Source organism: Micromonospora sp. NPDC003197 (assembly GCF_053590565.1).
Genome location: NZ_JBSFTE010000001.1, coordinates 21,938 through 45,771 on the forward strand (window position 1 = coordinate 21,938; position 23,834 = coordinate 45,771).

The 23,834-nt window shown below is 70.1% G+C and carries 24 protein-coding genes and 1 pseudogene; 5 read left to right on the forward strand and 20 right to left on the reverse strand.

The features are described from left to right. Positions 1-7 precede the first annotated feature (7 nt). The 4 genes from ACWDV4_RS00130 to ACWDV4_RS00145 form a co-directional block, all read right to left on the reverse strand. Positions 8-1,021, reverse strand: coding sequence for a hypothetical protein (locus ACWDV4_RS00130; RefSeq protein ID WP_449973580.1), 1,014 nt, complete (start codon positions 1,019-1,021; stop codon positions 8-10). Between the two features lie 241 nt (positions 1,022-1,262). Then, positions 1,263-2,546: a S8 family serine peptidase gene (locus tag ACWDV4_RS00135; protein ID WP_449973582.1), complete on the reverse strand. Its 1,284-nt coding sequence runs from the start codon at positions 2,544-2,546 to the stop codon at positions 1,263-1,265. Between the two features lie 90 nt (positions 2,547-2,636). After that, positions 2,637-3,221 carry a hypothetical protein gene (locus ACWDV4_RS00140; protein ID WP_449973583.1) on the reverse strand — a complete coding sequence of 195 codons (585 nt, stop codon included), beginning with the start codon at positions 3,219-3,221 and terminating at the stop codon, positions 2,637-2,639. 585 nt (positions 3,222-3,806) lie between these two features. Then, positions 3,807-4,052: an RNA polymerase sigma factor gene (locus ACWDV4_RS00145; RefSeq protein ID WP_449973584.1), complete on the reverse strand. Its 246-nt coding sequence runs from the start codon at positions 4,050-4,052 to the stop codon at positions 3,807-3,809. 421 nt (positions 4,053-4,473) lie between these two features. Here ACWDV4_RS00145 and ACWDV4_RS00150 point away from each other — a divergent pair, with 421 nt between their 5' ends. Next, a complete protein-coding gene (locus ACWDV4_RS00150; RefSeq protein WP_449973585.1) occupies positions 4,474-5,415 on the forward strand; it encodes an anti-sigma factor RsbA family regulatory protein in 942 nt (313 codons plus the stop codon). Between the two features lie 109 nt (positions 5,416-5,524). Continuing rightward, entirely contained in the window at positions 5,525-6,232 is a 708-nt protein-coding gene (locus ACWDV4_RS00155) for a polysaccharide deacetylase family protein (protein WP_449973586.1), read from the forward strand. 18 nt (positions 6,233-6,250) lie between these two features. Here the strand turns inward: ACWDV4_RS00155 and ACWDV4_RS00160 are convergent, their stop codons facing one another. After that, positions 6,251-6,796, reverse strand: a complete 546-nt coding sequence (locus tag ACWDV4_RS00160) for a hypothetical protein (RefSeq protein WP_449973587.1) — start codon at positions 6,794-6,796, stop codon at positions 6,251-6,253. 194 nt (positions 6,797-6,990) lie between these two features. Here ACWDV4_RS00160 and ACWDV4_RS00165 point away from each other — a divergent pair, with 194 nt between their 5' ends. After that, the gene (locus tag ACWDV4_RS00165) at positions 6,991-7,353 is read left to right on the forward strand and encodes a hypothetical protein (protein WP_449973589.1); all 363 of its coding nucleotides are present in this window, start codon (positions 6,991-6,993) and stop codon (positions 7,351-7,353) included. A gap of 9 nt (positions 7,354-7,362) precedes the next feature. Here the strand turns inward: ACWDV4_RS00165 and ACWDV4_RS00170 are convergent, their stop codons facing one another. The 4 genes from ACWDV4_RS00170 to ACWDV4_RS00185 form a co-directional block, all read right to left on the reverse strand. Further along, entirely contained in the window at positions 7,363-7,830 is a 468-nt protein-coding gene (locus tag ACWDV4_RS00170) for a ribose-5-phosphate isomerase (RefSeq protein WP_449973591.1), read from the reverse strand. Positions 7,831-7,947: 117 nt separating this feature from the next. Further along, positions 7,948-9,147, reverse strand: coding sequence for a DUF1015 family protein (locus ACWDV4_RS00175; RefSeq protein WP_449973593.1), 1,200 nt, complete (start codon positions 9,145-9,147; stop codon positions 7,948-7,950). Positions 9,148-9,251: 104 nt separating this feature from the next. Further along, positions 9,252-9,509, reverse strand: coding sequence for a hypothetical protein (locus tag ACWDV4_RS00180; RefSeq protein ID WP_449973594.1), 258 nt, complete (start codon positions 9,507-9,509; stop codon positions 9,252-9,254). Positions 9,510-9,662: 153 nt separating this feature from the next. After that, a complete protein-coding gene (locus ACWDV4_RS00185; RefSeq protein ID WP_449974111.1) occupies positions 9,663-10,265 on the reverse strand; it encodes a DsbA family protein in 603 nt (200 codons plus the stop codon). A gap of 243 nt (positions 10,266-10,508) precedes the next feature. Between ACWDV4_RS00185 and pepN the strand changes: the two genes are divergently transcribed. Then, positions 10,509-13,055 (forward strand): aminopeptidase N, encoded by a 2,547-nt coding sequence (gene pepN, locus ACWDV4_RS00190; protein ID WP_449974112.1) that lies wholly within the window; start codon positions 10,509-10,511, stop codon positions 13,053-13,055. A gap of 74 nt (positions 13,056-13,129) precedes the next feature. On the opposite strand, the gene ACWDV4_RS00195 is transcribed toward pepN, so the two are convergent. The 11 genes and pseudogenes from ACWDV4_RS00195 to ACWDV4_RS00245 all read right to left on the reverse strand — a co-directional run bounded on the left by ACWDV4_RS00195 (position 13,130) and on the right by ACWDV4_RS00245 (position 23,199). Beyond that, positions 13,130-13,537 carry a DUF5130 family protein gene (locus tag ACWDV4_RS00195; RefSeq protein ID WP_449973595.1) on the reverse strand — a complete coding sequence of 136 codons (408 nt, stop codon included), beginning with the start codon at positions 13,535-13,537 and terminating at the stop codon, positions 13,130-13,132. Further along, a complete protein-coding gene (gene ctaJ, locus ACWDV4_RS00200) occupies positions 13,524-13,814 on the reverse strand; it encodes an aa3-type cytochrome oxidase subunit CtaJ (protein WP_449973596.1) in 291 nt (96 codons plus the stop codon). Before ctaJ ends, ACWDV4_RS00195 begins: the two co-directional genes overlap by 14 nt. A 363-nt stretch (positions 13,815-14,177) precedes the next feature. Further along, entirely contained in the window at positions 14,178-15,236 is a 1,059-nt protein-coding gene (locus ACWDV4_RS00205; RefSeq protein ID WP_449973598.1) for an amidohydrolase family protein, read from the reverse strand. Next, positions 15,236-15,760: a 3-hydroxyanthranilate 3,4-dioxygenase gene (locus ACWDV4_RS00210; RefSeq protein WP_449973600.1), complete on the reverse strand. Its 525-nt coding sequence runs from the start codon at positions 15,758-15,760 to the stop codon at positions 15,236-15,238. The genes ACWDV4_RS00205 and ACWDV4_RS00210 overlap by 1 nt, the downstream gene beginning before the upstream one ends. Beyond that, positions 15,753-16,217: a RidA family protein gene (locus ACWDV4_RS00215; protein WP_449973602.1), complete on the reverse strand. Its 465-nt coding sequence runs from the start codon at positions 16,215-16,217 to the stop codon at positions 15,753-15,755. The genes ACWDV4_RS00210 and ACWDV4_RS00215 overlap by 8 nt, the downstream gene beginning before the upstream one ends. After that, positions 16,214-16,978, reverse strand: a complete 765-nt coding sequence (locus ACWDV4_RS00220; protein WP_449974113.1) for a 2-keto-4-pentenoate hydratase — start codon at positions 16,976-16,978, stop codon at positions 16,214-16,216. Before ACWDV4_RS00220 ends, ACWDV4_RS00215 begins: the two co-directional genes overlap by 4 nt. A 118-nt stretch (positions 16,979-17,096) precedes the next feature. Beyond that, positions 17,097-17,891 carry a 2-keto-4-pentenoate hydratase gene (locus ACWDV4_RS00225; RefSeq protein WP_449973604.1) on the reverse strand — a complete coding sequence of 265 codons (795 nt, stop codon included), beginning with the start codon at positions 17,889-17,891 and terminating at the stop codon, positions 17,097-17,099. Then, positions 17,888-19,393, reverse strand: a complete 1,506-nt coding sequence (locus tag ACWDV4_RS00230) for a 2-hydroxymuconic semialdehyde dehydrogenase (protein WP_449974114.1) — start codon at positions 19,391-19,393, stop codon at positions 17,888-17,890. The genes ACWDV4_RS00225 and ACWDV4_RS00230 overlap by 4 nt, the downstream gene beginning before the upstream one ends. A gap of 37 nt (positions 19,394-19,430) precedes the next feature. Next, on the reverse strand, positions 19,431-20,765 hold the full coding sequence (locus ACWDV4_RS00235; RefSeq protein WP_449973606.1) for an FAD-dependent oxidoreductase: 1,335 nt from the start codon (positions 20,763-20,765) through the stop codon (positions 19,431-19,433). Beyond that, positions 20,762-22,189, reverse strand: a pseudogene (kynU, locus tag ACWDV4_RS00240) (kynureninase); the annotation flags it as partial. The pseudogene kynU and the gene ACWDV4_RS00235, both read right to left, overlap by 4 nt. 107 nt (positions 22,190-22,296) lie before the next feature. After that, a complete protein-coding gene (locus ACWDV4_RS00245) occupies positions 22,297-23,199 on the reverse strand; it encodes a tryptophan 2,3-dioxygenase (RefSeq protein ID WP_449973607.1) in 903 nt (300 codons plus the stop codon). 146 nt (positions 23,200-23,345) lie between these two features. On the opposite strand from ACWDV4_RS00245, the gene ACWDV4_RS00250 reads away from it, so the two are divergent. Continuing rightward, entirely contained in the window at positions 23,346-23,786 is a 441-nt protein-coding gene (locus ACWDV4_RS00250) for an Lrp/AsnC family transcriptional regulator (RefSeq protein ID WP_449973609.1), read from the forward strand. Positions 23,787-23,834: the final 48 nt, after the last annotated feature.

Sequence of the window (23,834 nt, forward strand, 5' to 3'; positions counted from 1 at the left end):
TCGCCAATCAGGGCACACTCGGGGCAGGGACCTTCTGACGCTTGATCCGTCGCCGGCGGACGGTGTTCGCGATGACCAGCAGGCCGGGAAGTGTACCGAGCAACCAGATCGTGGCCACCGGCCAGTGGATAAGCTCCCCCACCGCGCCCCGGATTTCCGGAGTGCCCCACACCAGATAGGACGCTTCCTCCTCGGAGGATCGGCAGTTCAGCGAGTAGACGCCGGAAGCGGGGACGTCGAACGAGGCGACCCAGCTGAAGGTGGCGGCGTCACTGCCGTAGCCGCTGGGCGGAATCGACACCAACTCGGCCGACCGATCGGCCAGGCCGGCGCCCGTGATTCGACAGTCCGGATCCTGCGGGGAGAAGCCCACCGCCAGGATTGCGTACCGGCCCGCCGCTGGCAACGTCACGGTCCCCGGTGCACTGGCTGAACTCGAGTACGGACCCACCCCGCCGTAGCCACTCACGTTGTATTCGCTCGTGCTGTCTTCGGCCCCCAACTGCACCGTTACGGGCGCGAGGAAGGCACCCAGCACGGCGACGATCCCGCCGACGAGGTAGCCGTACTGGTCTGCCAATCGGGTGTGCCGCCGCTGCGGCCCGCGTACGCCAATCACATAGCCGACCGCTGCCCCGCCGGCGGCCAAGGCAACACCGCCCAACAGGAGGCTCCACCATCCGATGGTGCCTTGTAGCGGGATGCCCCAGCGATAGACCGCCATGGACGTACCCAGGAATGCCGCGCTGATCAGCGTTGCCCCGCCGACGGCGGCCAGGAAGGCAGGGACGCCGCGTCGCTGACCGGTGTTTCGGGTCCACCTCGCTGCCACCACGGCGGCGAGCACCGGCAGGGCACCCAGGGTCCACCAGAGCGCGGTCGACACCTCCTGCTGCTCTTCCCACCGGTGGGTCGCCTCGAAGAACATCAACGGGGCGGGCAGGGTCACCGCGAGCCAGGCTGCCAGTGCCACCGGGCCGGGAAATGCCTGCCGTGCCATCCGCCAGATCGACGCATCCATGACCCCGATCGTGCCTTGGTCATCGGTCACCCGCTATGAACACGACCTGCGGACACCAGAAAACATTGGTGGCGGGAAAGGCGTCTCGCCTTCCCCACCACCAATACCCGTAACCCGAAGACTTCAGCGCACGGTCGCTAGCCCAACAGGTAGGCGCGCATGATCGTCTGCTCGACGGTGCCGCCCTGGCTGTCGGTCGCGGTGGCCCGCAGCGACACGTGGCCGGCACCGGCCGGATGCGTCACCGCCACGACCCGGTTGCCGCCGACGCCGATGGCCGGCGCGGTGTGATCGGGCGGCCGGCCCGGGCGTCGAGCACCAGGGTGGTGTCCCTGGTGAGGCTCAGTTTCGGCTGGGCCAACAGGGTGATGCTCTCGGCATCGGTGTACGCGTCGGTGAAGACCATCGCGCCGACCGTGTAGTCGCCGGCCGGTAGCCGGGTGGTGTGCCCGCCCGGGGTCCAGTCGGCGACGGTGGAGTGGTCGGCCCAGGAGGCGACGTTGCTGACGTGGTCTGCGGCGGTCACCCCGTGCCGGTCCAGCACCTGCACCGTCAGCGCGTAACGTTCGACGTCACGGAGCACCGACAGCAGCGTCGAGACAGGTGTGCCCGCGCCGGCCGGGGTGGCGGTGATCCGTCCGGTGTACTGGCCGTCCGGCGCGCTCACCGAGGTGTCGACCGTGACGTTCACCGCTGCGGTCCCGCCGGCGGGTACGGAGATCTGTGCCGGGCTGACGGCGATCATGGCCGCCGGTGCCGGTGCCCCGTCCGGCCCGGTCAGGGTGGCGGTCAGGTCCAGCGTCACCGGTGCCGTGCCGCTGTTGCGGTAGGTCACTGTCCGGGTCACCGGTACGTCGTCGTCGTGCGGCCAGTCCTGCGCCCCCAGGTTGACGCTGCCGGTGTCCGGTACGACGGTCGCGGCGATCGCCGTACCGAGGTTGACCCGGCCCGCCCCCTGCTCGGATGCGTCCACATTGGGCAGTTGCGTGGCGGTGGCCACCAGCGCCGTCTTCAGTTGGGTGCCGGTCCAGTCCGGGTGCTGCTGGGCCAACAGCACTGCCGCGCCGGCGACGTGCGGGGCCGCCATCGACGTACCGCTCATCCGGGCGTACCGGTCACCGACCGGGTCGACCCAGTCCGGCGGGGTGGCGCTGGACCGGGCCGCCACGATCCCGACACCGGGTGCGCTGATCTCCGGTTTGCTTCCCCCGTCGCCGAGCCGTGGACCGCGGCCCGAGAAGGTCGCCACCTCGTCGCCCCGGGTGGTCGCCGCCACCGACAACGCCGCCTCGGCGGTCGACGGCGAGCCGACCGTGCTCGCGCCGAGTTCGCCGTTGTTGCCGGCGGACACCACGAAGAGCGTGCCGTGCTGCTCGCTGAGCCGGTTGACCGCCTCTTCGAGCAGGTCCACGCCGTCGGTGTCCGGGCCGCTGAGGCTCATGTTCACCACGTCGGCACCCTGCTCGGCCGCCCACTGCATGCCGGCGAGGCAGGCGGGGATTGCCAGCCACCGTAGTCGTTTCACTGTGCCTCCTGGGCATGACGTTGGCCGGCCGCACGCCCAGAGCCTGCTCCCAGCGCACGGCCGACCATCGATGTCGATTGTGAGAAGTCGCTACTTCTGCGGCAGGGTCGGCACCTGCGGAGCGGCGTCGGACCACTGCGCCACCAGCACCAGCGTGCTCTGTTCCTTGATCACCTTCCCGTCAAGCACCCCGACGCTCTTGTCGGCGAGCAACAGGTGGGTCGAGCTATCGATGATCACCTGGTGGGTGGCGATGCCGTCGACGAGCTCCAACCCCTGCCCGGAGCGCCCGTGGTCGTCGGTCACCGTGCCCAGGCTCCGTACGCCCGGAATCTCGGCCAAAATCCGGAAGGCCGCGGCGCGTACCTTGGGCGGGGCGGGAGTGTCCAGCAGGAGCCGGCTGGCGTACCCGAACAACTGTTGGTTGCTCTCGGCGCTGCCCGGCGCGTAGCCCCCCTCGGTCTGGATCCGGCTGGTCACCCAGTCGCGCAACGCACCCGGCTCGTCCGGTAGTTGCCGAACCTGCTCCTGAGTAAGCTGCCCGAGGTCCTCCAGGTATCGGGGGTGCTCCGGCTCCTTGAACAGCGTGCCCTTGCCGGGCTTGGTCGACAGGACCAGCTTGTTCGGACGTCCACGCCGAGCGTCCATCGGGTCGGAGATCCGGCGGCCCGCCACGCCCGCTCATCCGCTTCGCTGCGCGGCCGCGCGCCGAGGTCCCGGTAGCCGTACCAGCTCGTTTCCCGCTGGTCACTGGCATCCCAGCTCTCGTCGATGCTGCGCCGGAGGACAAAATATCCGTCGCGGTCGGTCCCTACCCGCTGCGGCCCGTACGCATTGACCGTCTTGACGTGCCAGTACTTTCCGGTCTCCACGGGCACCTGCTCTGCCCGGGTAGCCGCCGCGAGCAGAATCTCGCGCGCCGTCGGCGGCGCCGTGCCTCCGATACTGGTCTCGGTGGCTCCTGGTTGCCCCCCGGCCAGTGGGGGCGTGCCTCCCTCGGGCCCGTGCGGGGTGGAGATCACCGACACCGCCAGCACCACGGCCGCGGCGGCCCCGACCAGGCCGGTGCCCAGGAAGGACCAGCGCAGCGCCGGCCGGGCCCCGATCGCACGGCGCAACACGGTACGGTCCGACGCGGCCGCGCCCGATGCGGTAGCAATCACGTCGTTGAGCACCTGTCGTCCGGTCTCACTGTGCGCCCATCCGACCGAGTGGGGCCGGGCACGCCGCACTACTTCGTCGATATCAATCAGAAACTCCTCAAACTGCCACTCGATCGCGGAGCGAGGCCGGAGCTTCGCTCCCGTCCTTGGTGCTGCGCTCGTACGCCGTGCGAAACCGATGGCGGGCGCGGTGCAGCCGTACCGCGTAGGCCAGACGCGAGATGCCGAGCACCTGCGCTGCCTGCGCCGGGGTCAGGTCGAACCACGCTGCGGTGACGAGCACCTCACGGTCCCGCTCGCTGAGCGTGTCCAGCGCTCGGTGCACCTCGTCGCGCAGCGCCACCTCGTCGGCGAGGCGGTCGGATGCCGCCTCCTCGACGGTCCCCGAGGCGATTCGTACGCATGGATGTCGTCGGTATGTCGATGGAACAGATCGGTTATTCGATCTTCCCGTTCGCGCATGGCACCTCCGCAAATCGCTCTGTCGCGGAGTACGTGTCGATCTGGCCGCCACGGATTACAGGCTCGGGTGAAGAATTTTGTCCGGCGTCATCGAGACTGGCCGGAGGACCGGGGATCTGCGGGCCGGGTAGCCCGGGTCCGGGAAGGGCAACACCCCTGCCGGTCGCGTCGAGCCGGCGCAGTGCATCCACCGCCTGAGAGGGGTAGTCTTCCCAGGTCAACCGGGCCTCGCCCCGGTAGGACACCTCGCCAAACCCCCCGTCTGACACGACGCCGCATGACGTTTTCGCGGAGGCCGATGCATGAACTCCTCCACCGCCCCCAGGTGCGGACAGTTCGTGCATCCCGCACTGCTCTACGCGAACCAGCACGAGTATCTCGCCGGCACGATTCCGTTCATCCAGGCCGGGCTCACCGCCGACGAGCCGGTGCTGGTCGCCGTACCCGGGGAGAACCTCGAGCACATCCGCGCGGCCCTCGGCACCGACAGCACCCGGATCCGACTGCATGACATGAGCGTGGCTGGCCGCAACCCGGGTCGGATCATCCCCGGTGTCCTACTCGACTTCGCCGCCGCCCACGCCGGAAAACCGGTACGAATCATCGGCGAGCCGATCTGGGCGACCCGTACGGCAGCGGAGTATCCCGCCTGCGCCCAGCACGAGGCGTTGATCAACGCCGCCTTCGTCGGTCGCCCGGCCACCATCCTCTGCCCCTACGACACCGGCCGCCTGCCCCAGGAGTGGCTGGACGACGCGTACCGCACGCATCCCGTCGTCCAGACCGCCGACGCGCTCCGGCCCAGCCCGTACTACACCGACCCTCTGGTCACCGCTGCCCGGTTCAACCAGCCCCTGCCGGCCCCACCCGGGTACGCGACGACCATGGCCGTGGGCCTCGACGCACTGGCCGCGATCCGGCGGTTCGTAGCCGGCCAGGCCACCGCCGCCGGTCTGTCGACGGACCGGGTCGACGACCTGACCCTCGCCGTCAGCGAACTGGCCGCGAACACCATCGAACACACCGGTGGCGGTGGCTCACTGGCGGTGTGGCAGCACGACGGGCAGCTGATCTGCCAGCTCACCGACACCGGGCACATCACCGATCCGCTCGCCGGCCGGCGTCCCGTACCGCCCCGGCAGGTGGGGGGCCGAGGGCTGCTGCTGGTCAACCAACTCTGTGACCTGGTACGCATGTACACCCGCCCGGGTGCCACCACCATCCGCATCCACATGTGCAGTTGAGCAGCGGTTGAGCAAGTGGTTGAGCAGAGCCCACGGACAACCGCCCGGAACCGTCCGGTCTAACCCCGGGCAGAACGGGTAACTGCCCAGCGTGATTCGGGGCAGGTCGATGCTCGCGGCGACGGCGGGTGCCGCAGCGGCCGCACACCTGACCCCGATCCTGACCGCCCTGCCCGGTCTGCGGCTGCGCCTGTTTCCCGGGTTGAGTGGCCTCGGCCACCCGGACCGGGTCGCGTTGACCTTCGACGACGGCCCCGACCCGGAGGCCATCCCGCAGTTCATCGAGACCCTGGCCCGGTATCGGGTCCGGGCCACGTTCTTCCTGCTGGGTTCGATGCTCGCCCGCGCGCCCCAGCTCGGGGGCGAACTCGTCGCCGCCGGTCACGAGGTGGGGGTACACGCCTGGACGCATCGCACCCTGCTGCTGCGTGGCCCGGTCGGGACGTACCGCGATCTTGCCAGGACCCGCGACCTGGTCGAGGCGGTGACCGGACAGACCCCCCGGTTCTTCCGCCCACCGTACGGGCTGCTCAGCACCTCGGCCCTGGGGGCGGCACACCGGCTGGGGCTGACCCCGGTGCTGTGGACCTGTTGGGGCCGGGACTGGAGTCGGACGGCCACCGTCGACTCGGTGCTCGGCAACCTGCGTACCCGGCTGGCCGGTGGCGGCACGATCCTGCTACACGACTCCGACTGCGCCTCCGCGCCCGGAACCTGGCGGACCAGCCTCGCCGCACTTCCGTACCTGCTGGAGGAGTGTGCCCTGCACGGCTGGGCGGTGGGACCGCTCGGCGAGCACCACCAGCCCGTCAGCTGAGCCGGCTCAGCGGCGATCTCACCTGCCGGTCACCCAGTTCCAGGCGCTGATGATCCACTCGGTCTGCCGGAGGTAGGCGACACCGACCACGAACAGGAAGACCCCGGCCACCAGGTGGGCCCCCTTGGCGGTCCGCCGGACCCGGCCGAACTGCCGTTCCCACACCATCCGGCCCAGTAGCCGCGCGAGCGTGAAGAGCCCGATCGCCACCAGGACCGTCAACACGAAGGCCAGCACCGGGCTGGTCAGGTCACCGCGCGCCGAGATGGCCCAGATGCCCCAGCAGACGAAGGCGAAGAGGCCACCGAAGGCGCTCCACTCCCCGCCCCGACGCAACTGCTGCATGCGGTAGCTCAACGGCATCCGCTGCTGCCGGGGCTCCTCCTCCCCCGGCCAGCCGGTGCCGCTCGGCTCGTGCCCGACGACGGGGAACGGCTCGGTGGATGGTTCGCGACGGTGCTCGGCCGGCTGCCCCACCGAGGCGACCCCGGGACGGAAGCCGGCGTTGCGCTGAGGCGGAACCTCAACGGTTCGTTCGGCCCATGGCTGTGTCTGGTCCACCATCTCGTCCTCCCCGATCTGGAACGGTGAATCCGTACCTTCCGACCGTCCCGTTCCGAGAGTAGCCAGCCGGCAAATCTTTCGCCGCACCAGCATTGACCGATGCCGCCGGCCCCGGGTCAGACCGCTGAGGCGATCTGGGCCGTCGATCGGTTCCGGTACGGTCGGCCGTCGATCGATTCCGGTACGGTCGGGCCATGGCCGACCCTGAGCGGCGCCGCCGCCGACTACGACACACTCCACCGACCGACCCCGACCCCGACCCCGCGGTCGAATCGGCTTCCTCCCGGATGGGATCCGCGTCGCGGCCGGCTGCCCCCGCACCGGCCGGGCCGCGCCGGGGGTCGAGTTCCGGCGCGGCGGCGGAGGATCGGGACAGCGAACGTAGCCTGCGGGGACTGGTCGGTGCCGGGGCTACCCAGCTCAGTGTGGGGGCGGCGCTACGGGCTCGGGACGCCGCCCGCCCCACCCCGGAACAGTTGGCCGAGGCGGAGGCCGGCGTGGTCGTGGTACGCCGTAACTGGGTGCCCCGGGAGGAACTCAGCCGCCCCGGCCACTGACCGGCCTGGTCAGGGCAGCGGCGGCAGTTCGCGGGAGTCCTCGTACGCGGCGATCTGCGCGATCCGGCGGGAGTGCCGGTCGTTGCCGGAGAACGGCGTGGCGAGGAACGCCTCGACGATCGCGGTGGCCTCGTCGAGGGTGTGTTGCCGAGCCCCCACGGCCACCACGTTCGCGTCGTTGTGCTCCCGACCGAGCTGAGCGATGGTCACGTTCCAGGCGAGCGCAGCCCGGACCCCGGCGACCTTGTTCGCGGCGATCTGCTCCCCGTTGCCCGAACCACCGATGACCACCCCGAGGCTGCCCGGATCGGCCACCACCCGGGCACCGGTGTGCAGGCAGAAGGCCGGGTAGTCGTCGTCCGCGTCGTAGCCGTGTGGCCCGACGTCGACCACCTCGTACCCCTGCTTGGCCAGATGGTTGGTCAGGTGCACCTTCAGCTCGTAGCCGGCATGGTCGGAACCCAGGTAGACGCGCATACCGCGCAGTCTGTCAGTTGACCGTTCGCGGCACCCAGCCGGGCCGTACCCACGAACGGCCAAGTCACATCGGGGTCGGCCCGATCGGCTCAGCGCCGCCGGACCGACCCCGTGCGCTCACGCTCCGAGTTCCGCCAGCACCAGGCCGCCCCGCGCCTTCGGGGTGAACCAGGTGCTCTTGCGCGGCAGCTTCTGCCGGCCCAGGTTGACCGCGACGAAGTCGTCCACGGTCACCGGTGCGATCAGGATCGCCAACTCCGCCCGGCCGGCGTCCACCTCACCGGCCAGCCACTGGGCCGGGTAGTCACCACCCACGTAGTTGATCCGCTTGTCGCCGGGGTCGAGACCGAGCGCGTCGCGCAGCAGCACCCGCTCGACGAGGGCGTGGTCCAGGTTCTCCACCCGGCTGCCGCCACCGGTCGGCAGCGTGACCACGTACGTCTGGCCAGCGGCGTACAGCTGGACGCTGCCGCCGGTGGCGGGGACGGCTGGCGGGCCCGAGACGGGCTCGACCTGGGCACCTGCGGACCGCAGCCGGTCCACCAGCTCCTCGGGGGTGGTGGGCAGCTCGCTGACCAGCCGGTTGTAGGGCTGGATCGCCACCGAGGCGGGAGTGGTCACCACGGCCAAAAACCTCGGCAGTTCCCCGATCTGGGCGGCCAGGCTGCGGTGGTTGCCGTCGGCGACCACCAGTTCGCCACCGCCGGCCAGCGCCCGCAGTTCGTCCTGTGCCGCGCCCGGCCCGAGGGTCCAGATGGCGTGGGTCCGCCCGGCCTGGTCCGTGTCGGTCGCCGCCGGGACGCCAGCGGCATCGGTGGCGCGGGCGAGTGCCGCGTGCAACTCGTCGCCGGTGCCGGTCTGCAACAGCAGTACGGGCGAGAGCAGGTGTCCCACAGCCTGGGCCAGGGCGACCCGCTCCCGGACCTTGGCGATGAAGACGTCCTCGTTACGGATCACCAGGCCGGGCTCGTCGGCGCTGGTGGAGATCTGGTCGGTGTCGACCATGCCGAACATCCCGTACGCCGGCTCGTCCACCGGGGAGGTGATCCGGTAGAGCACGACCACCTGCTCGGCCGGGGTGTAGCTGCCGTCGTCCTTGGCCTCGGCGAGTCGGGTGGCGGCGGCCGGCAGGGCGTCGACCAGCGACTGCCCGAGGCTCTCCGGTGCCCGATGAGGCATCTCGATGGCGAGGGCACTGTGCGGGTTGGCCTCGATGATCGCGGTGATCTCCGCGTCGTCGGCGAACTCGTCGTAGTTTTGCGCGCCGGTGCCGCCAGTGGTGATCCAGGCCCGGGCGATCGGATGCACGACCGTCATGTCCGCTCACGCTACCGGCGGGGGGTGAGGTGACCACCGACACCCCGGATCGTGTCCACCCGATGGGCACCCCATGGGCATCCCGTCGGGATCGGGCCGCTCGGTCAGCCGCGCGGCATAGGCCGCCGGTGCCGGCCCCGCCCGGGCCGGGCTGATCCGCTGGTAACGCCGGCGACGATGGCCGGCACCGGTACGACTCCGACGACGATCGGTGGGGCGAGCAGGTCGGCCAGCTCCTCGGGGAATCCTGGCCGGACGTTTGCCCATCGGCCAGCGTCGACTGACCAGTAGCCGCCGCCCACGTTCTCCTCCCGTACCTGGTCACGCGACTCTGGACCGGACGTGTGGCGATGTCTGGCCATGGGGAGCCTCCGGATACGACGGACGGGACCGCGGGGATCGCCGCGGCGGACATTCCGTGCAACGAAACCGGCGGTCCCTGGTCACGCGCGACCCGCGCCCGAGCCGTGCCTGACCAGGGAGTCGAACTCTTTGGGCGGTACCGCCAGCGCGGCTCAGTCGAAGATCGGGTCCTGGGTGCGGGACCGCTTCAGCTCGTAGAAGCCGGGCGTGCCGGCGACCAGGAGTACCCCGTCCCAGAGTCGGCCGGCCGCCTCGCCCTTGGGGGCCGGGGTGATGACCGGGCCGAAGAACGCCACCTTCTCCCCCTCGACCGGACCCGGAGCGTGGATGACCGGGGTACCGACGTCGGTGCCCACCGGCTTCATACCGGCGTTGTGGCTGATCCGCAGCGCCTCGTCGTACTCGGTCGATCCGGCGGCCTCGGCCAGATCGGGGTCGAGACCGGCGTCGGCGAGTGCGGCGGCGTACAGATCCGGCCCGAGTTCCTCCTTGTTGAGGTGAATCCGATTGCCGAACGCGGTGTAGAGGTCCCGCAACACCTGCGGGCCATACTTCTGCTCGGCGGCGATGCAGATCCGCACCGGCCCCCAGCCGAGCTCCATCAGGGCCACGTACTGCTCCGGCAGATCCCGACCCTCGTTCAGCACCGACAGGCTCATCACCCGGAACTGGACGTCCACCGGGCGTACCTGTTCCACCTCCAGCAGCCAGCGGGAGGTGAGCCAGGCCCACGGACAAAGGGGATCGAAAAACATGTCCACGGTTGCGCGCTCTGTCACAGGAATTCCTCCCCGGTTTGGAACGCCCCACTGGCGTTCCCTGCACAGATCATGAACCCTGCAATCCGCAAGGTGGTACCGGAATGAGACCGTGACCTCGACCACCAGCCGAGAATTAGGTGTCGTGGAAGACTCAGTCTCGAACCACCACGGCGGGTGGATCTACGACTGCCAATGGGGGCAGCGGTTGGACATGGATGGAGAAATCACGTGCCGGGAGTGCGCAACCTGACCCAGATCGAGGCGACCGAGCGGGCCCGTCTGCTCGACGTCACCTCGTACGACATCAATCTGGATCTCTCCGTCGCCGGTGATGCCGCGGGCAGCCCCACGTTCCGCTCGGTAACCGAGGTCCGATTCCGCTGCACCACCCCGGGGGCCACCACCTTCATCGAGGTCGCCGCCGACTCGGTACGCTCCGCGACCCTCAACGGCGCTCCGGTGGACCTTTCCGACTGGTCGGCGGAGAAGGGGCTCACCCTGACCGGACTGGCTCCCGAGAACACGCTGGTCGTCGACGCCGACTTCCTCTACTCCAACAGCGGCCAGGGCCTGCACCGCAGCGTTGACCCGGTGGACGGCGAGACCTACCTCTACAGCCAGTTCGAGACGGCCGACGCGCAGCGGGTCTACGCCTGCTTCGACCAGCCGGACCTGAAGAGCGTCTACACCTGGCACGCCACCGTACCGACGCACTGGAAGGTGATCTCCAACTCGCCGGTCGAGCGGGAGGAACCGGCCGGGGCGGAAGCCAAGACGATCCACTTCGCCGAGTCGGCCCGGATGAGCACCTACATCACCGCGCTGTGCGCCGGGCCGTACCACGAGGTGCGCTACTCCCACGACGGCATCGACCTGGGCTACTACTGCCGGGCGAGCATGGCCGAGCACATGGACGCCGACGACCTGAACCTGATCACCACGCAGGGCTTCGACTTCTTCCACGAGCAGTTCGGGGTGCGCTACCCGCTGCCGAAGTACGACCAGATCTGGGTGCCGGACTTCAACGCGGGCGCGATGGAGAACTTCGGCTGCGTGACGCACGCCGAGTCGCACTACATCTTCCGTTCGCAGGTCACCGACTTCGAATACGAGCAGCGGGCCAACACGATCCTGCACGAACTGGCCCACATGTGGTTCGGTGACCTGGTCACCATGCGCTGGTGGAACGACCTGTGGCTGAACGAGTCGTTCGCCGAGTGGGCCAGCCACTGGTGCAACACGCACGCCACCCGGTTCACCGACGCGTGGACCACGTTCCTCTCCATCCGGAAGAACTGGGGCTATCGGCAGGACCAGCTCTCCTCCACCCACCCGGTCTACTGTGAGATGCCAGACCTGGAGGCGGTCGAGGTCAACTTCGACGGCATCACGTACGCCAAGGGCGCCAGCGTCATCAAGCAACTGGTGGCGTACGTGGGGCTGGACCCGTTCCTGGCCGGGCTACGCGCCTACTTCGGCAAGTACGCCTGGGGCAACGCCACCTTCGACGACCTGCTCTCCGAGCTGGAGACCGCCTCCGGGCGGGAGCTGCGTAAGTTCGCCGCCCAGTGGCTGGAGACCGCGCAGGTCAACACCCTGCGGCCGGAGGTCACCATCGGTCCGGACGGCACCTACCAGCGGGTCACGGTCCGCCAGGAGGCCCCGACCGGCTACCCGACGTTGCGTACCCACCGGATCGGGGTGGGCCTCTACGACCTGACCGAGGGCCGGCTGGTGCGCCGGGAGCTGATCGAGGTCGACGTCACCGGCGAGAGCACCGAGCTGCCGCAGCTGGTCGGCGTACGGGCACCGGACGTTCTGCTGCTCAACGACGACGACCTGAGCTACGCCAAGCTGCGGCTGGATGAGCGGTCTCTGGCCACCGTGGTGCAGCACATCGGCGCCTTCGAGTCGTCCCTGGCCCGGGCCTTGTGCTGGGCCGCAGCCTGGGACATGGTCCGGGACGCCGAGCTGGCGACCCGGGACTACGTGGCCCTGGCGCTGGCCGGACTGCCCGTCGAGACCGACATCAACCTGATCATCCAGACGCTGCGGCAGACGACCACCACGCTGGCGTCGTACGCGGACCCGGCCTGGGCTCCCACCGGCTGGGCCGAGCTCGCTCGGACGGCACGGAGCGTGCTGCAGACCGCCGAGCCGGGCAGTGGCCTCCAGCTCGCCTGGGCTCGGTCCTTCGCCTCGGCGGCCCGCTCGGACGCCGACCTGGCCACGCTGCGGGGCTGGCTGGACGGGGCCGAGGTGCCGACCGGGCTGGCCATCGACACCGAGCTGCGCTGGTCGGTGCTGGCGGCGCTGGTCGCCAACGGGGCCGCTGGCGTGGCGGAGATCGAGACGGAGCTGGCCGGCGACCGGACCGCCAGCGGTGAGCGCGAGGCGGCGTACGTCCGGGCGCTGGCGCCCACGGCAGAGAACAAGGCCGAGGTCTGGGCCCTGCTCACCGGGGACGAGGTGCTACCGAACTGGCGGAGCCGGGCGCTGCTGCAGGGCTTCCAGCACCCGACACAGGTGGAGCTGACCGCCCCGTACGCGGAGAAGTACTTCGCCTCGGTCGGGTCGGTGTGGGCGAGCCGGGACAGCGAGCCGGCGCAGGAGTTCACCACCCTGGGCTACCCGGCGTACCAGGTCAGCACGGAGACGATCACCGCGACCGACGAGTGGCTGGCCCAGCCGGGGCACCCGGCACCGTTGCGCCGGCTGGTCGGTGAGGGGCGGGACGGTGTCGTACGGGCGCTGAAGGCCCGGGCCAAGGACGCCTCGGCCTGAGTACGAGTACGGGCCCGGTTCGCGCTCCCCGCCTCTGCGGCGGTGGCGCGACCGGGCCCGTAACGTAAGGCTGTTCAGGCCTTGCCGGCGTGGGTGGCGAGCTGGTCCAGGCCGCTGATGATGCCGCCGATCAGGTCGCCGGCACCGAAGGCAGCCGCCATGGAAAGCGCGGCAAGCTTGGCGTGCCGGTCCGGGACCCGCTTACGGACCTCGGCGCCGGTCACGATCTCAAGCACCCGCTGGTTGGGCGAGAGCGCGATCAACACCGAGCGGTCGGGGTCGATCAGCCGGCCGTGCAGCGTCTCGGCGGACTCGCGGCTCGGCTCGTCGAGGTCACCGACGTAGATCGTGAAGGTGAACCCGGTGGCCTGATCGGCCATCCGCAACGCTTCGTCGATGCGCAGTAGCTGCCGGGTCGTAAACGGGCCGTCGAGCACCTCGGGCCGGCTGCCCAGATCTGCGGTCAACTCACCAGCGGTCACTTGCGCCTCCTGTCGCGCCGCCCCGCTTCCGGGCGATCTCAGTCTTGCCGGCCAGCGCGGGGACCGGCGCACCGGCAGGCAGGGTCGTGCCGGTGGGGTCGGCGAGCTTTTCCGGCGAGGCCAGGAACCACACCGGGGTGAAGTCGTAGGGCCGGCCCGGGCGGTAGCGCTTCGAACCGTGGCCACCACGCTTACCGGCGAGCGACAGCCCGGCGATCAGTAGCACCGCCACGGCCGGAATGGCGACGAAGACCAGCAACGTCTCGGAAACAGACAACCTCAACGCTCCCAGGCGGAAGAGGGACCAGAACACCCGGGCCAGGCTGAGTGATCATGTGTCGACCTACCTGGCTCCGATAACCTCACGGTAGCGGAGAGCGTGGCCTGCCAGCCTCCGGGGTAGCGATCCCACCACACCATCTTCGGCCGCAACCAGGCACGAATCGCCGCAAGTCGGCACGTCATGGACGGGTGTCTCGGCCGACTTGCCCGGCATCTGGCCGGCCCCGGAAGGGACACGTCGAAGATCACACCGTACGACGGGACCCGCACTCGGGCAGCAGCCACCCGACGTAGTGCAGCGAGGACCGTCCCCTTCCTGGCCTGATGCCAGGTTCCCGCGATACCGGTCACGAGCGGATCAGATGTTGGCCCGGTGCCGGTCACGACCGAGAAAGCGCAGGGCGTTGCCGGAGAGCAGCTGCACCCGCTGCGCGTCGGTGAGGAAGTCCGCCTCATGCACCACCCGCCCGACCGGCCGCTCGCCGAGCGGATACGGGTAGTCGCTACCGAGCAGCACCCGCTCGACCCCAATGGTCTCCACCAGCAGCCGCAGCGCGGCCGGGTCGAAGACCACGCTGTCGACGCAGAACCGGTCGACGTAGTGGCTCGGCGGGTGGGCGGAGCGGCCGCGTACCAGGTCGCCCCGGCGGTGCCAGGCGTTGTCGGCCCGCCCCAACCAGAACGGGAAACTCCCGCCGCCATGGGCGAAGCAGAGTCGCAACGTCTCCGGCACCCGATCGAACACACCGCCGAGGATGAGCGCCAGGACCGACAGGTGGGTCTCGGCCGGCATACCGGTCAACCAGCGCGCCATCCACCGATCCAGCCGAGGACCCCCGGGCATGTCCCACGGGTGTACGAAGACCGGCGCACCCACCTCGGCACAGTGCCGCAGGAACGTCACGATCCCCTCGTCGTCCAGGTCCCGATCCCCGACGTGGTTGCCGATCTCCACCCCGACGTGCCCGTTGGTCAGGCACCGGTCCAGCTCGGCGCAGGCCGCCTCCGGATCCTGCAGCGGCACCTGGCAGAACGGCACCAACCGGTCCCCGCCCCGCCCGGTGACCTCCAACGTCAGGTCGTTGAAGATCCGCGCCACCTTGACCGCCTGGTCAGCCGGGCGCTCGTAGGAGAAGAAAACCGGGGTCGGGGAGACCACCTGCACGTCCACCCCGTCGGCCGTCATGTCGGCCAGCCGGCTGTCGGCGTCCCAACACTGGACACCGATCGGGCGGAACTCGGTCTCCCCGACCATGATCATGGCTTCGCGTTCGGAGTCGATCCGCAGCCAGGGCCAGCCGGAGCCGCCACACGCGGTGGACAACTCCGGCCAACCCCGAGGTACGACGTGGGTGTGCACGTCCACCACCGGGTACGGCTTCGCCCCTGAGCTCGACGTCTCCGTCGGTTGCGACATCAACCCTTGCCCGGGTGCAGCGCGCCGCACCGGTCACAGGTGCGGGCCGCCTCGTCGGCGTAGAACGCCTGGAAGACCGGTGGCAGGTCGGCGACGATGTCCCGGACCTGCAACTCGACCTCGTGCACCCGGTTACCGCACTCCACGCAGTACCACTGGAACTTCTCCAGGGTGCCCTCCTGGCGTACCCGCTCGATCACCAGGCCGATCGAGCCGGCCTCCGGCCGCTGCGGCGAGTGCGGCATCAACGCCGGCAGCATCCACATCTGCCCCTCCTGGATGTGCACGCTGCGCGGCCCGTCCGGGGTCATCAGGTCGACACGCATATTGCCTTTGACCTGGTAGAAGAACTCCTCGTACGGGTCGACGTGGAAGTCGGTGCGTTGGTTCGGCCCGCCCACCACCATCACGATGAAGTCGTCCCCGGTGGGGAACATCTGCTTGTTACCCACCGGCGGTTTGAGCAGGTGCTGGTTCTCGGCGATCCAGCCTGGGAAGCTGATCGGCTCGGGGATCTCACTCATGGCTGCCTCCAAACGGAAGTTCGGCTCCTGAGGGAAGTGCGGTTCCAGAAGGGAGTACGGCGACCGCCTGTATCTCGATCAGCAGATACGGATGCGGGAGCTGGTGTACGGCCACGGTGGTCCGGGCCGGACCCGTCTCGTCGAAGAACTCGGCGTACACCTCGTTGTAGCCACCGAAGTCGTTCATGTTGACCAGGTAGGTGGTGACCTGCACCAGGTCGCAGAGATCCGCACCAACCGCACGCAGAATGTCGCGGACGTTCTCAAGCACCGCCCGGGTCTGCACCCGAATGTCCAGCGAGGTGGTACCCAGGGCATCCACCTCGGCACCGGCAATCGTGTTGTCCGGCCGGCGGCTGGACGTACCGGAGACGAACGCGAACCCGCCGGCGACCTTGACGTGCGGAAACCGGCCGCGTGGCAGAGCCTTCCCAGCGACCACCCGGCCCCCGTTCACGACCGCCCCTCCGCCCGAAGCGAGACAGTGCCCAACCGTTCGACCACCGCGCGGATGTACGCCCCGGGCCGCAGCGGTACGGCGGCGGTGGCCGCCCCGGCGAGGAAGACCCAGCCCGAGTGCAGCCGTACGCCGTGCCGGCCGGCCAGTCGTATCCCCTCGTCGAGTGCCCGGCGCGGGTCACCGAGGATCGCGGCGGTGGAGCCGGTCTGCACCACCCGACCATCGACCTCCAGCAGCACCCCCAGGTTTTCCAGTCCCGCCGGCACCGGCTGCCAGGCACCGATGGCGAACCGAGCCGCCGAGGCGTTGTCGGCAACCACGTCGGGCAGCGAGAAGGTGAAGTTGGCGTACCGGGAGTCGATCAGCTCAAGGGCCGGTGCGACGGCCCGGACCGCCTCGGTGAAGTCGCCGATCGGCTCGCCTGGCTCGGGCAACCGGTCCAGCAGGAAGGCCACCTCCGGCTCGACCCGGGGGTGGATGTGGGTGCGTAGGTCCACCGCGCCCCCGTCGGGCACCCGCATCGCGTCGGTGAGCCGACCCCAGATCACCTCGTCCACGCCCACCTGCGCCATCTTGGCCCGGCTGGTCAGCCCCATCTTCAGCCCGACCAGCCGTTCGCCCCGGGCCAGCCGCCGGTCGAGCAGGGCACCCTGGATCGCGTACGCACTCTCCACGTCGATCCCGGCTGCCACCGCGAGCTGCGGTATCGCGACGGCGGACCCGGCTGCCTCGTCCAGCCGGGCCGCCAACTCCGCCAACTTCGCCGAATCCACCCGCTCCCCGCTCCCGTCGACCCTCACGAGCCACCCCCAGATGTCACGACCCACTCTCAGGCGTCACGACCCACTCTCAGATGTCACGACCCACCCCCGGATGTCACGGGCCACCTCCGGAGAAGCAGGTTCGGACCGAGCCCAGACCGGAGATCCGCGCCTCGTACGCCGCGCCGGGGGTGACCGGCACCATCGGACCGAGCGCCCCGGAGAGCACCACGTCGCCGGCCCGCAGTGGGTTGCCGGCCTGGGCGAGGGTGCCGGCCAACCAGGCGACCGCGTGTAGCGGGTTGCCCAGGCATGCCGCGCCGGCACCGACCGAGACCGGCTCACCGGCGTGTTCGAGCACCATCCCGGCGAGCCGCAGGTCCACGTCGGCGAGCCGGCGGGGCGAGGTGCCGAGCACGAACAGGCCGGTGGAGGCGTTGTCCGCCACCGTGTCCACGATGGAGATGTCCCAGCCGGCGATCCGCGAATCGACGATTTCGATCGCCGGAAGCAGATACTCGGTCGCCTGGACGATGTCGACCGTGGTCACCTGCTCGTACGGCAGGTCGGCACCGAGCACGAAGGCAACCTCGGCCTCCACCCTCGGTTGCAGTAGCCGACCGAGGTCGACCTCCGTACCGTCGGGCACCGCCAGGTCGGCGAAGAGCACCCCGAAGTCGGGCTGGTGGACCCCGAAGCTCTCCTGCACAGCCGGAGAGGTCAGGCCGATCTTCGCGCCGATCGGCCGACGACCCGCCGCGATCCAGCTGCCCACCTGGGCCTGCTGCACCGCGTACGCCGTGTCGACGTCCCCCTCCGGCAGCAGCTCGCCCCGCAGCGGCGGGCAGGGCTGGCCACTGTCGTACGCGTCGCGCAGCACCCACGCCGCCGCCTCGATGTCCACGGTCACGACAACTCCAGGCAGACGTTGGTGAGTTCGGAGTAGAAGTCCAGCGAGTGCCGGCCGCCCTCGCGACCGATGCCGGAGGTCTTCATCCCGCCGAACGGGGTGCGCAGGTCACGCAGGAACCAGGTGTTGACCCAGACGATGCCGGTGTCCAGCCGCAGCCCGGCCCGGTGCGCCCGGCCGACGTCCCGGGTCCACACCGTCGCGGCCAGGCCGTATTCGCTGTCGTTGGCCAGCGCGTACGCCTCTTCCTCATCATCGAAGGGGGCCACGTGGCAGACCGGGCCGAAGATTTCCTCCCGGTTGGTCCGGGCGGACGCGGCCAGCCCGGTGAGTACGGTCGGCTGGACGTACGCGCCCCCGTCGCGGGCGTCGCCGAAGGACGGCACCCCGCCACCGGCGAGTACGGTGGCGCCTTCGGCGCGGGCCAGGTCGTAGTGGCCGAGCACCTTGGCCCGGTGGGCCGCCGAGATCAGCGGCATGTTCACCGTCGCCTCGTCGGCCGGCCAACCGTAGGCCAAATCCGTCGCCCGGGCGGCCAGTCGTTCGGCGAACTCCGCGAAGACCGGCCGCTGCACGTAGATCCGCTCGGTGCAGAGGCAGACCTGTCCGCCGTTGGTGAAGCTGGACCGGACCGAGCCGGTCACCGCCGCATCCAGGTCGGCGTCGGCGAAGACCAGGCCGGCATTCTTGCCGCCCAACTCGAAGGAGACCGCCTTCACCCGGTCGGCGGCGGCCCGCATGATCGCCGCACCGGTGGCGGACTCGCCGGTGAAGGTGATCGCGTCGACCTCGGGGTGTCGGGTGAGGAACTCACCGGTCGAGTCCGGCCCGAAGCCGTGCACCAGGTTGAACACCCCGTCCGGTACGCCGGCCGCAGCCATCACCTCGGCCAGCAGCGTCGCCGACGCCGGGGTCTCCTCCGAGGGCTTGACCACGACGGCGTTACCGCAGGCCAGGGCCGGGGCGACCTTCCAGGTGAGCAGCAGCAGCGGCAGGTTCCAGGGCACGATCACCGCGACCACACCGACCGGTTTGCGCACTGCGTAGTTGAGTGCCCGCCCACCGCCGGCCGTGACCGTGAGGTACGACTCGGTCGGCGTACTGGCCACGATCTCGGCGAACGCCCGGAAGTTGGCCGCCCCGCGCGGGACGTCCAGGGTGCGCGCCTGCGAGATCGACTTGCCGGTGTCGGCCACCTCGGCGACGACCAGGTCGGCGAAGCGGCGTTCCAGTTCGTCGGCGACCCGGCGCAGCACCGCCGCCCGGTCCCGCTCGTCCATCCGGCCCCACGGACCGCGCAGCGCGGCCCGGGCGGCGGCCACCGCCGCGTCCACCGTGGAACGATCGGCTTCGGCCACCTCGAAAAGAGGTTCCCCGGTGACCGGGCTGACCTTGGCGAAGGTCCGCTGCCCGGCGACGAACTCGCCGCCGACGAAGTGGCGCAGCAGTCCCGGCCCACGGTCGCCCGGCCGACCGGTTAGCAGTCCCGGCGGCCAGTCCACCTGTGCCTGCGCCGATGCCACCCGCACCTCCCCGAACTCAACGACGTCCGGTTCGGCGAACGGCTACCGCGCCGAGCGCACCGAGCAGCACCACCGCACCGGCGGTGACCGCACCGAGCAGCTGATGCTGCCGACGCACCTGCCGGTGCACCTCGGCGTACGGGGTGGTGGAGAAGGAGACCAGCTCGTAGCGGGAGACGTACCGGCCGGGCAGGGCCCGTTCCAGCGCGTGCTCGACCCGCTTGCCGAACCGGAACACCGGCGAGGCCACCTTGTCGCGCATCTCCACGAAGTTGGCCAGGGCCATCTGGGCGATCGCCTCGGCGTTGTCCCGTCGCCGTACGTCGAAGAGCGGCAGCGCCATCGCCCAGGTGTCCGCGGTCTCGTCCAGACACCGGTCCAGTTCCACCACGTCCTCGAAGGCGCAGTTCGCGCCCTGCCCGTAGAACGGGACGATGGCGTGCGCGGCATCGCCGAGCAGGCCGATCCGACCACCGTGCTGCCAGGGCGCACACCGGACGGTGCCGAGCAGCCCGACCGGGTTGTGCAGGTAGTCGTCCACCAGGTTCGGTGCGAGCGGCGGCACGTCCGGATAGTGGGTACGGAAGTGCTGCTCGATCGCGGCTGGGCTACCCAGCGAGGCGAAGCTGCTCGTGCCGCTGGTCGGCCAGAACAGGGTGCAGGTGAACGACCGGTCCGGGTTGGGCAGCGCGATCATCATCGAGGTGCCGCGTGGCCAGATGTGCAGCGCGTCCGGAGCGAATGCGAAGTCCCCACCCATCGGCGGGATGGTCAGCTCCTTGTAGCCGTAGTCGAGGAAGTCCAGGCTCTCGGTCAGTACCCCGTGCCCGAGCAACTGGCCCCGTACGGCGGAGCCGGCACCGTCCGCACCGAGGATGATCTCGGCGTCGACCCGGGCTGGCCCCTCAGGGGTCTCGAAGGTCAGGTCCCCGGTCTCCGGGGCCAGCCCGACCAGCCGATGCTCGAAGTCGATCTCCACGCCGGGCAGCGCCTCGGCGGCGTCCAACAGGACGTTGTTCAACGCACCCCGGCTGATCGAGTTGATCGCCCGGTCTCCGGCCCGGCTGTACGGCTGGAAGTCCCACTCACCCTCGACCGGGTGGACCATCCGGCCCCGCATCGGTAGCGCGTCGGCGAGCACCTGGGTGTCCAGCCCGACCCGACGTAACGCGTCCAGACCGCGCTCGGAGAGCGCCAGGTTGATCGACCGGCCGCGTTCGGGCGTACCTTTGCGCGGATCGGGTCGCCGCTCGTAGACGTGCACCCGGTAGCCGCGCCGGGCCAGGAAGCAGGCCAGCAGACTGCCGGTCAGTCCGGCCCCGACAATCGTGACCTGCTCCTTCTCGGTCATCGGGCCTCCCCGCCGGACTGCGTCTCCTCGACGGACTGCGTCTCCTCGACGAGCTGCGCCAACGCGTCAACCGCCCGCCAGCAGTCGTGGTACGTCGAGTAGAGCGGTACCGGAGTCAACCGGACGATGTCCGGCTCCCGGGCGTCGGCGATCACGCCGTACTCGTGGCGAAGCCGTTTCGACAGCTCGGCGGCCCTGCCCTGGCCTATCCCGCCCGCCCCGATCCCTTCCGCTCGCGACTGCGGGGCTCGCAAAACCGGCTCACTCCTCGCGCTCACCCCGATCCCTTCCGCTCGCGACTGCGGGGCTCGCAAAACCGGCTCACTCCTCGCGCTCACCCCGATCCGAAGGGACAGTTGGCAGCCGCGTCGGGCCGGATCGGTCGGGGTGATCACCCGCAGCGGCCGGGTCGGGGTGATCTGGTCGAGCAGCCCGGCCAGGTAGCCGGTGAGTCGCTGGCTGCGCTCCCGCAACGCGATCATCCCGACCTTGTCGAAGATCTCCAGCGAGGTACGCACCGGCCCCATCGCCAGGATCGGCGGGTTGGAGATCTGCCAGGCGTCGGCGGTGGGCAGCGGCCGGGACTCCGGGGCCATCTCGAACCGGGTGGCCGGGTCGGTGCTCCACCAGCCCTCGAACCGCTGGATCGCCGGGTCGGCCAGGTGGCGCTCGTGGATGAACACGCCGGCCAGGGCACCGGGCCCGGAGTTCAGGTATTTGTAGGAGCACCAGGCGGCGAAGTCGACGTCCCAGTCGTGCAGCGCCAACGGCACGTTGCCGGCGGCGTGCGCCAGGTCCCAGCCGACAATCGCGCCGGCCGTACGCCCGGCCCGGGTGATCGCCGGGATGTCCATCAGCTCGCCAGTGCGGTAGTTGACCCCGCCGAGCAGCACCAACGCGGTCCGGTGCCCGTCCCGGTCGAGATGGTCGAGCACGTCGGCGGTGCGCAGCGTCTCCTCGCCGGGCCGGGGCCGCAGCCGTACCACGGTGGTGTCTGGGTCGAGGCCGTGGAACCGGGCCTGGCTGCGGACCGCGTAGCTGTCCGACGGGAAAGCGCTGTCCTCGATGACGATCCGGGTCCGCTCCCCCGCCGGCCGGTAGAAGGACACCATCAGCAGGTGCAGGTTGACGGTGAGCGAGTTCATCACCACGGTCTCCGTGGGTAGCGCGCCGACCAGTCGGGCCGCCGGCTCCGTCAGCAACTCGTGGTACGGCAACCACGGCCGAGCCCCCGCCAGGTGCCCCGCCACGCCCAGCGTGGCCCAGGCGTCCAGATCCTCGACCAGATCACCACGGGTGGCCCGGGGCTGCAGGCCGAGCGAGTTGCCGGCCAGATAGGCGGCGTCGGCGTACCGGCCACCCGGGGCGGGTGGAATGTGGAACAGGTCCCGGTGACCAGGGTCGGCGGCGTCCCGGCGGCGCGCCTCGTCTTCGGGGATGGTCATCCTGGCGCCTCGCTCTCCGATCACTTCACTCGCCTGGGTGGTGGGTCCCGTCACGGGGTGGTCCGGCGACCGGGACGCCCGCAGCGTCACATGGCCGTACGGGCCGACCACAGCTCCGGGAAGACCACCCGAGCCATGCTGCGTTGCAGCCAGGCGGCACCGGCGGAACCGCCGCTGCCGGCCTTAGCGCCCATCGTGCGCTGGACCGCCTGGAGATGTCGATAGCGCCAGTCCCCGAATTGTTCGGCCACCTCGGTCAGTGCCTCGCCGAGCAGGCGCAGCTGGTTGTCCGGCCCGTCGTCGGCATAGATCTCGATCCAGGCGGCTTCGGCCTCGGGGCAGGGCTGGTGCTCGATCGCAAAGTCCCGGTGCCGCAACTCGTCCGGCAGGTCGAACCCGCGACGGGCGAGCAGGTGCAGCACGTCATCCCAGAGGCTGGGGGTCGCCAGGGTCGCCACCAGCGTGGCGTGCACCTTCGGTTGTCGCCGGAACGGTCGGGCCAGGGCCGCAGTCCGGAGGCCGAGCAGGAATTCGAGCTGCCGGTACATCGCGGACTGGAAACCGGATCCCTCGCCGAGCAGATCCCGGAACCGGTTGAAGTCGCCCGGGGTCATCCAGCGCAGCCCCCGCCAGGCCGCGTTCAGCCCTTCCAGGTGCAGCGCGGCCCGGCCCAACGGACGCAGCGCTCCCCACACGTCGTCGGCACGCAGCAGCTGTTGCGCTTCCCGCAACTCGAAGCAGGTCAGTCCGAAGTAGAGCTCCATGATCTGGCTGACCATGAGGAAGGACATCTCCCCCGGGTCGTCGCTCAACGTACGTTGGAGACTGTGCAGCGTGCTGGCGTGCACGTACGCGTCGTACGGGACTCGGCCGGCGTGTTCGAGGGTCGGCTCGCCCGCGTTGGCCGCTGCCTTGGTGGCCCGCTTGCGCGCGGTGGTGGGACGAACCTTGACGTTGCCGGTCGACGTCCGCAGATCGGCGGTCTCCACCTGTGTTTCCCTCCTCGTGCCCGGTACCGTCATGATCCCGCCGACGAGGCCGACCGAGGAATGCCGATTCAACGGCGGTTTGGCCGTCCCACCCTCCCGGCCGGGGCGGATTTCGCAGGTCCACTTAACGAACGGAAGGTGGTGGCGTGGACGACGTGGACTGGGCACTGCTGCGCGAGTTGCAGGCCGATGCCCGACTCTCGTTCAGTGAGCTGTCCCGGCGGGTCCACCTGTCCCCGCCTGCCGTCGCCGAGCGGGTACGGCGACTGGAGGAGTCCGGTGTGATCACCGGCTATCACGCGCACGTCGATCTGGCCCGGGCTGGTCGTACCGTGGTGGCGCTGATCCGGATGTCCTGTTACGGCCCGGACTGCATCCTGCGGGATCCGTCGATCGTCGACTGGCCGGAGATCCTGGAAATCCATCGGATCACCGGGGACGCGTGCAGCATGCTCAAGGTGGCGGCCGGCTCGATCGACGCGTTCGAGCAGGTCATCGATCGACTCTCCCGACATGGCCAGCCGTCGAGCACGATGGTGCTCTCCACTCCGCTCGGCTGGCATCCGGTCACCCCGCTCGACGGATAGCCAACCACCGCCACGTAAAGCACCGCTGACCTCCACCCTCGTCACCAG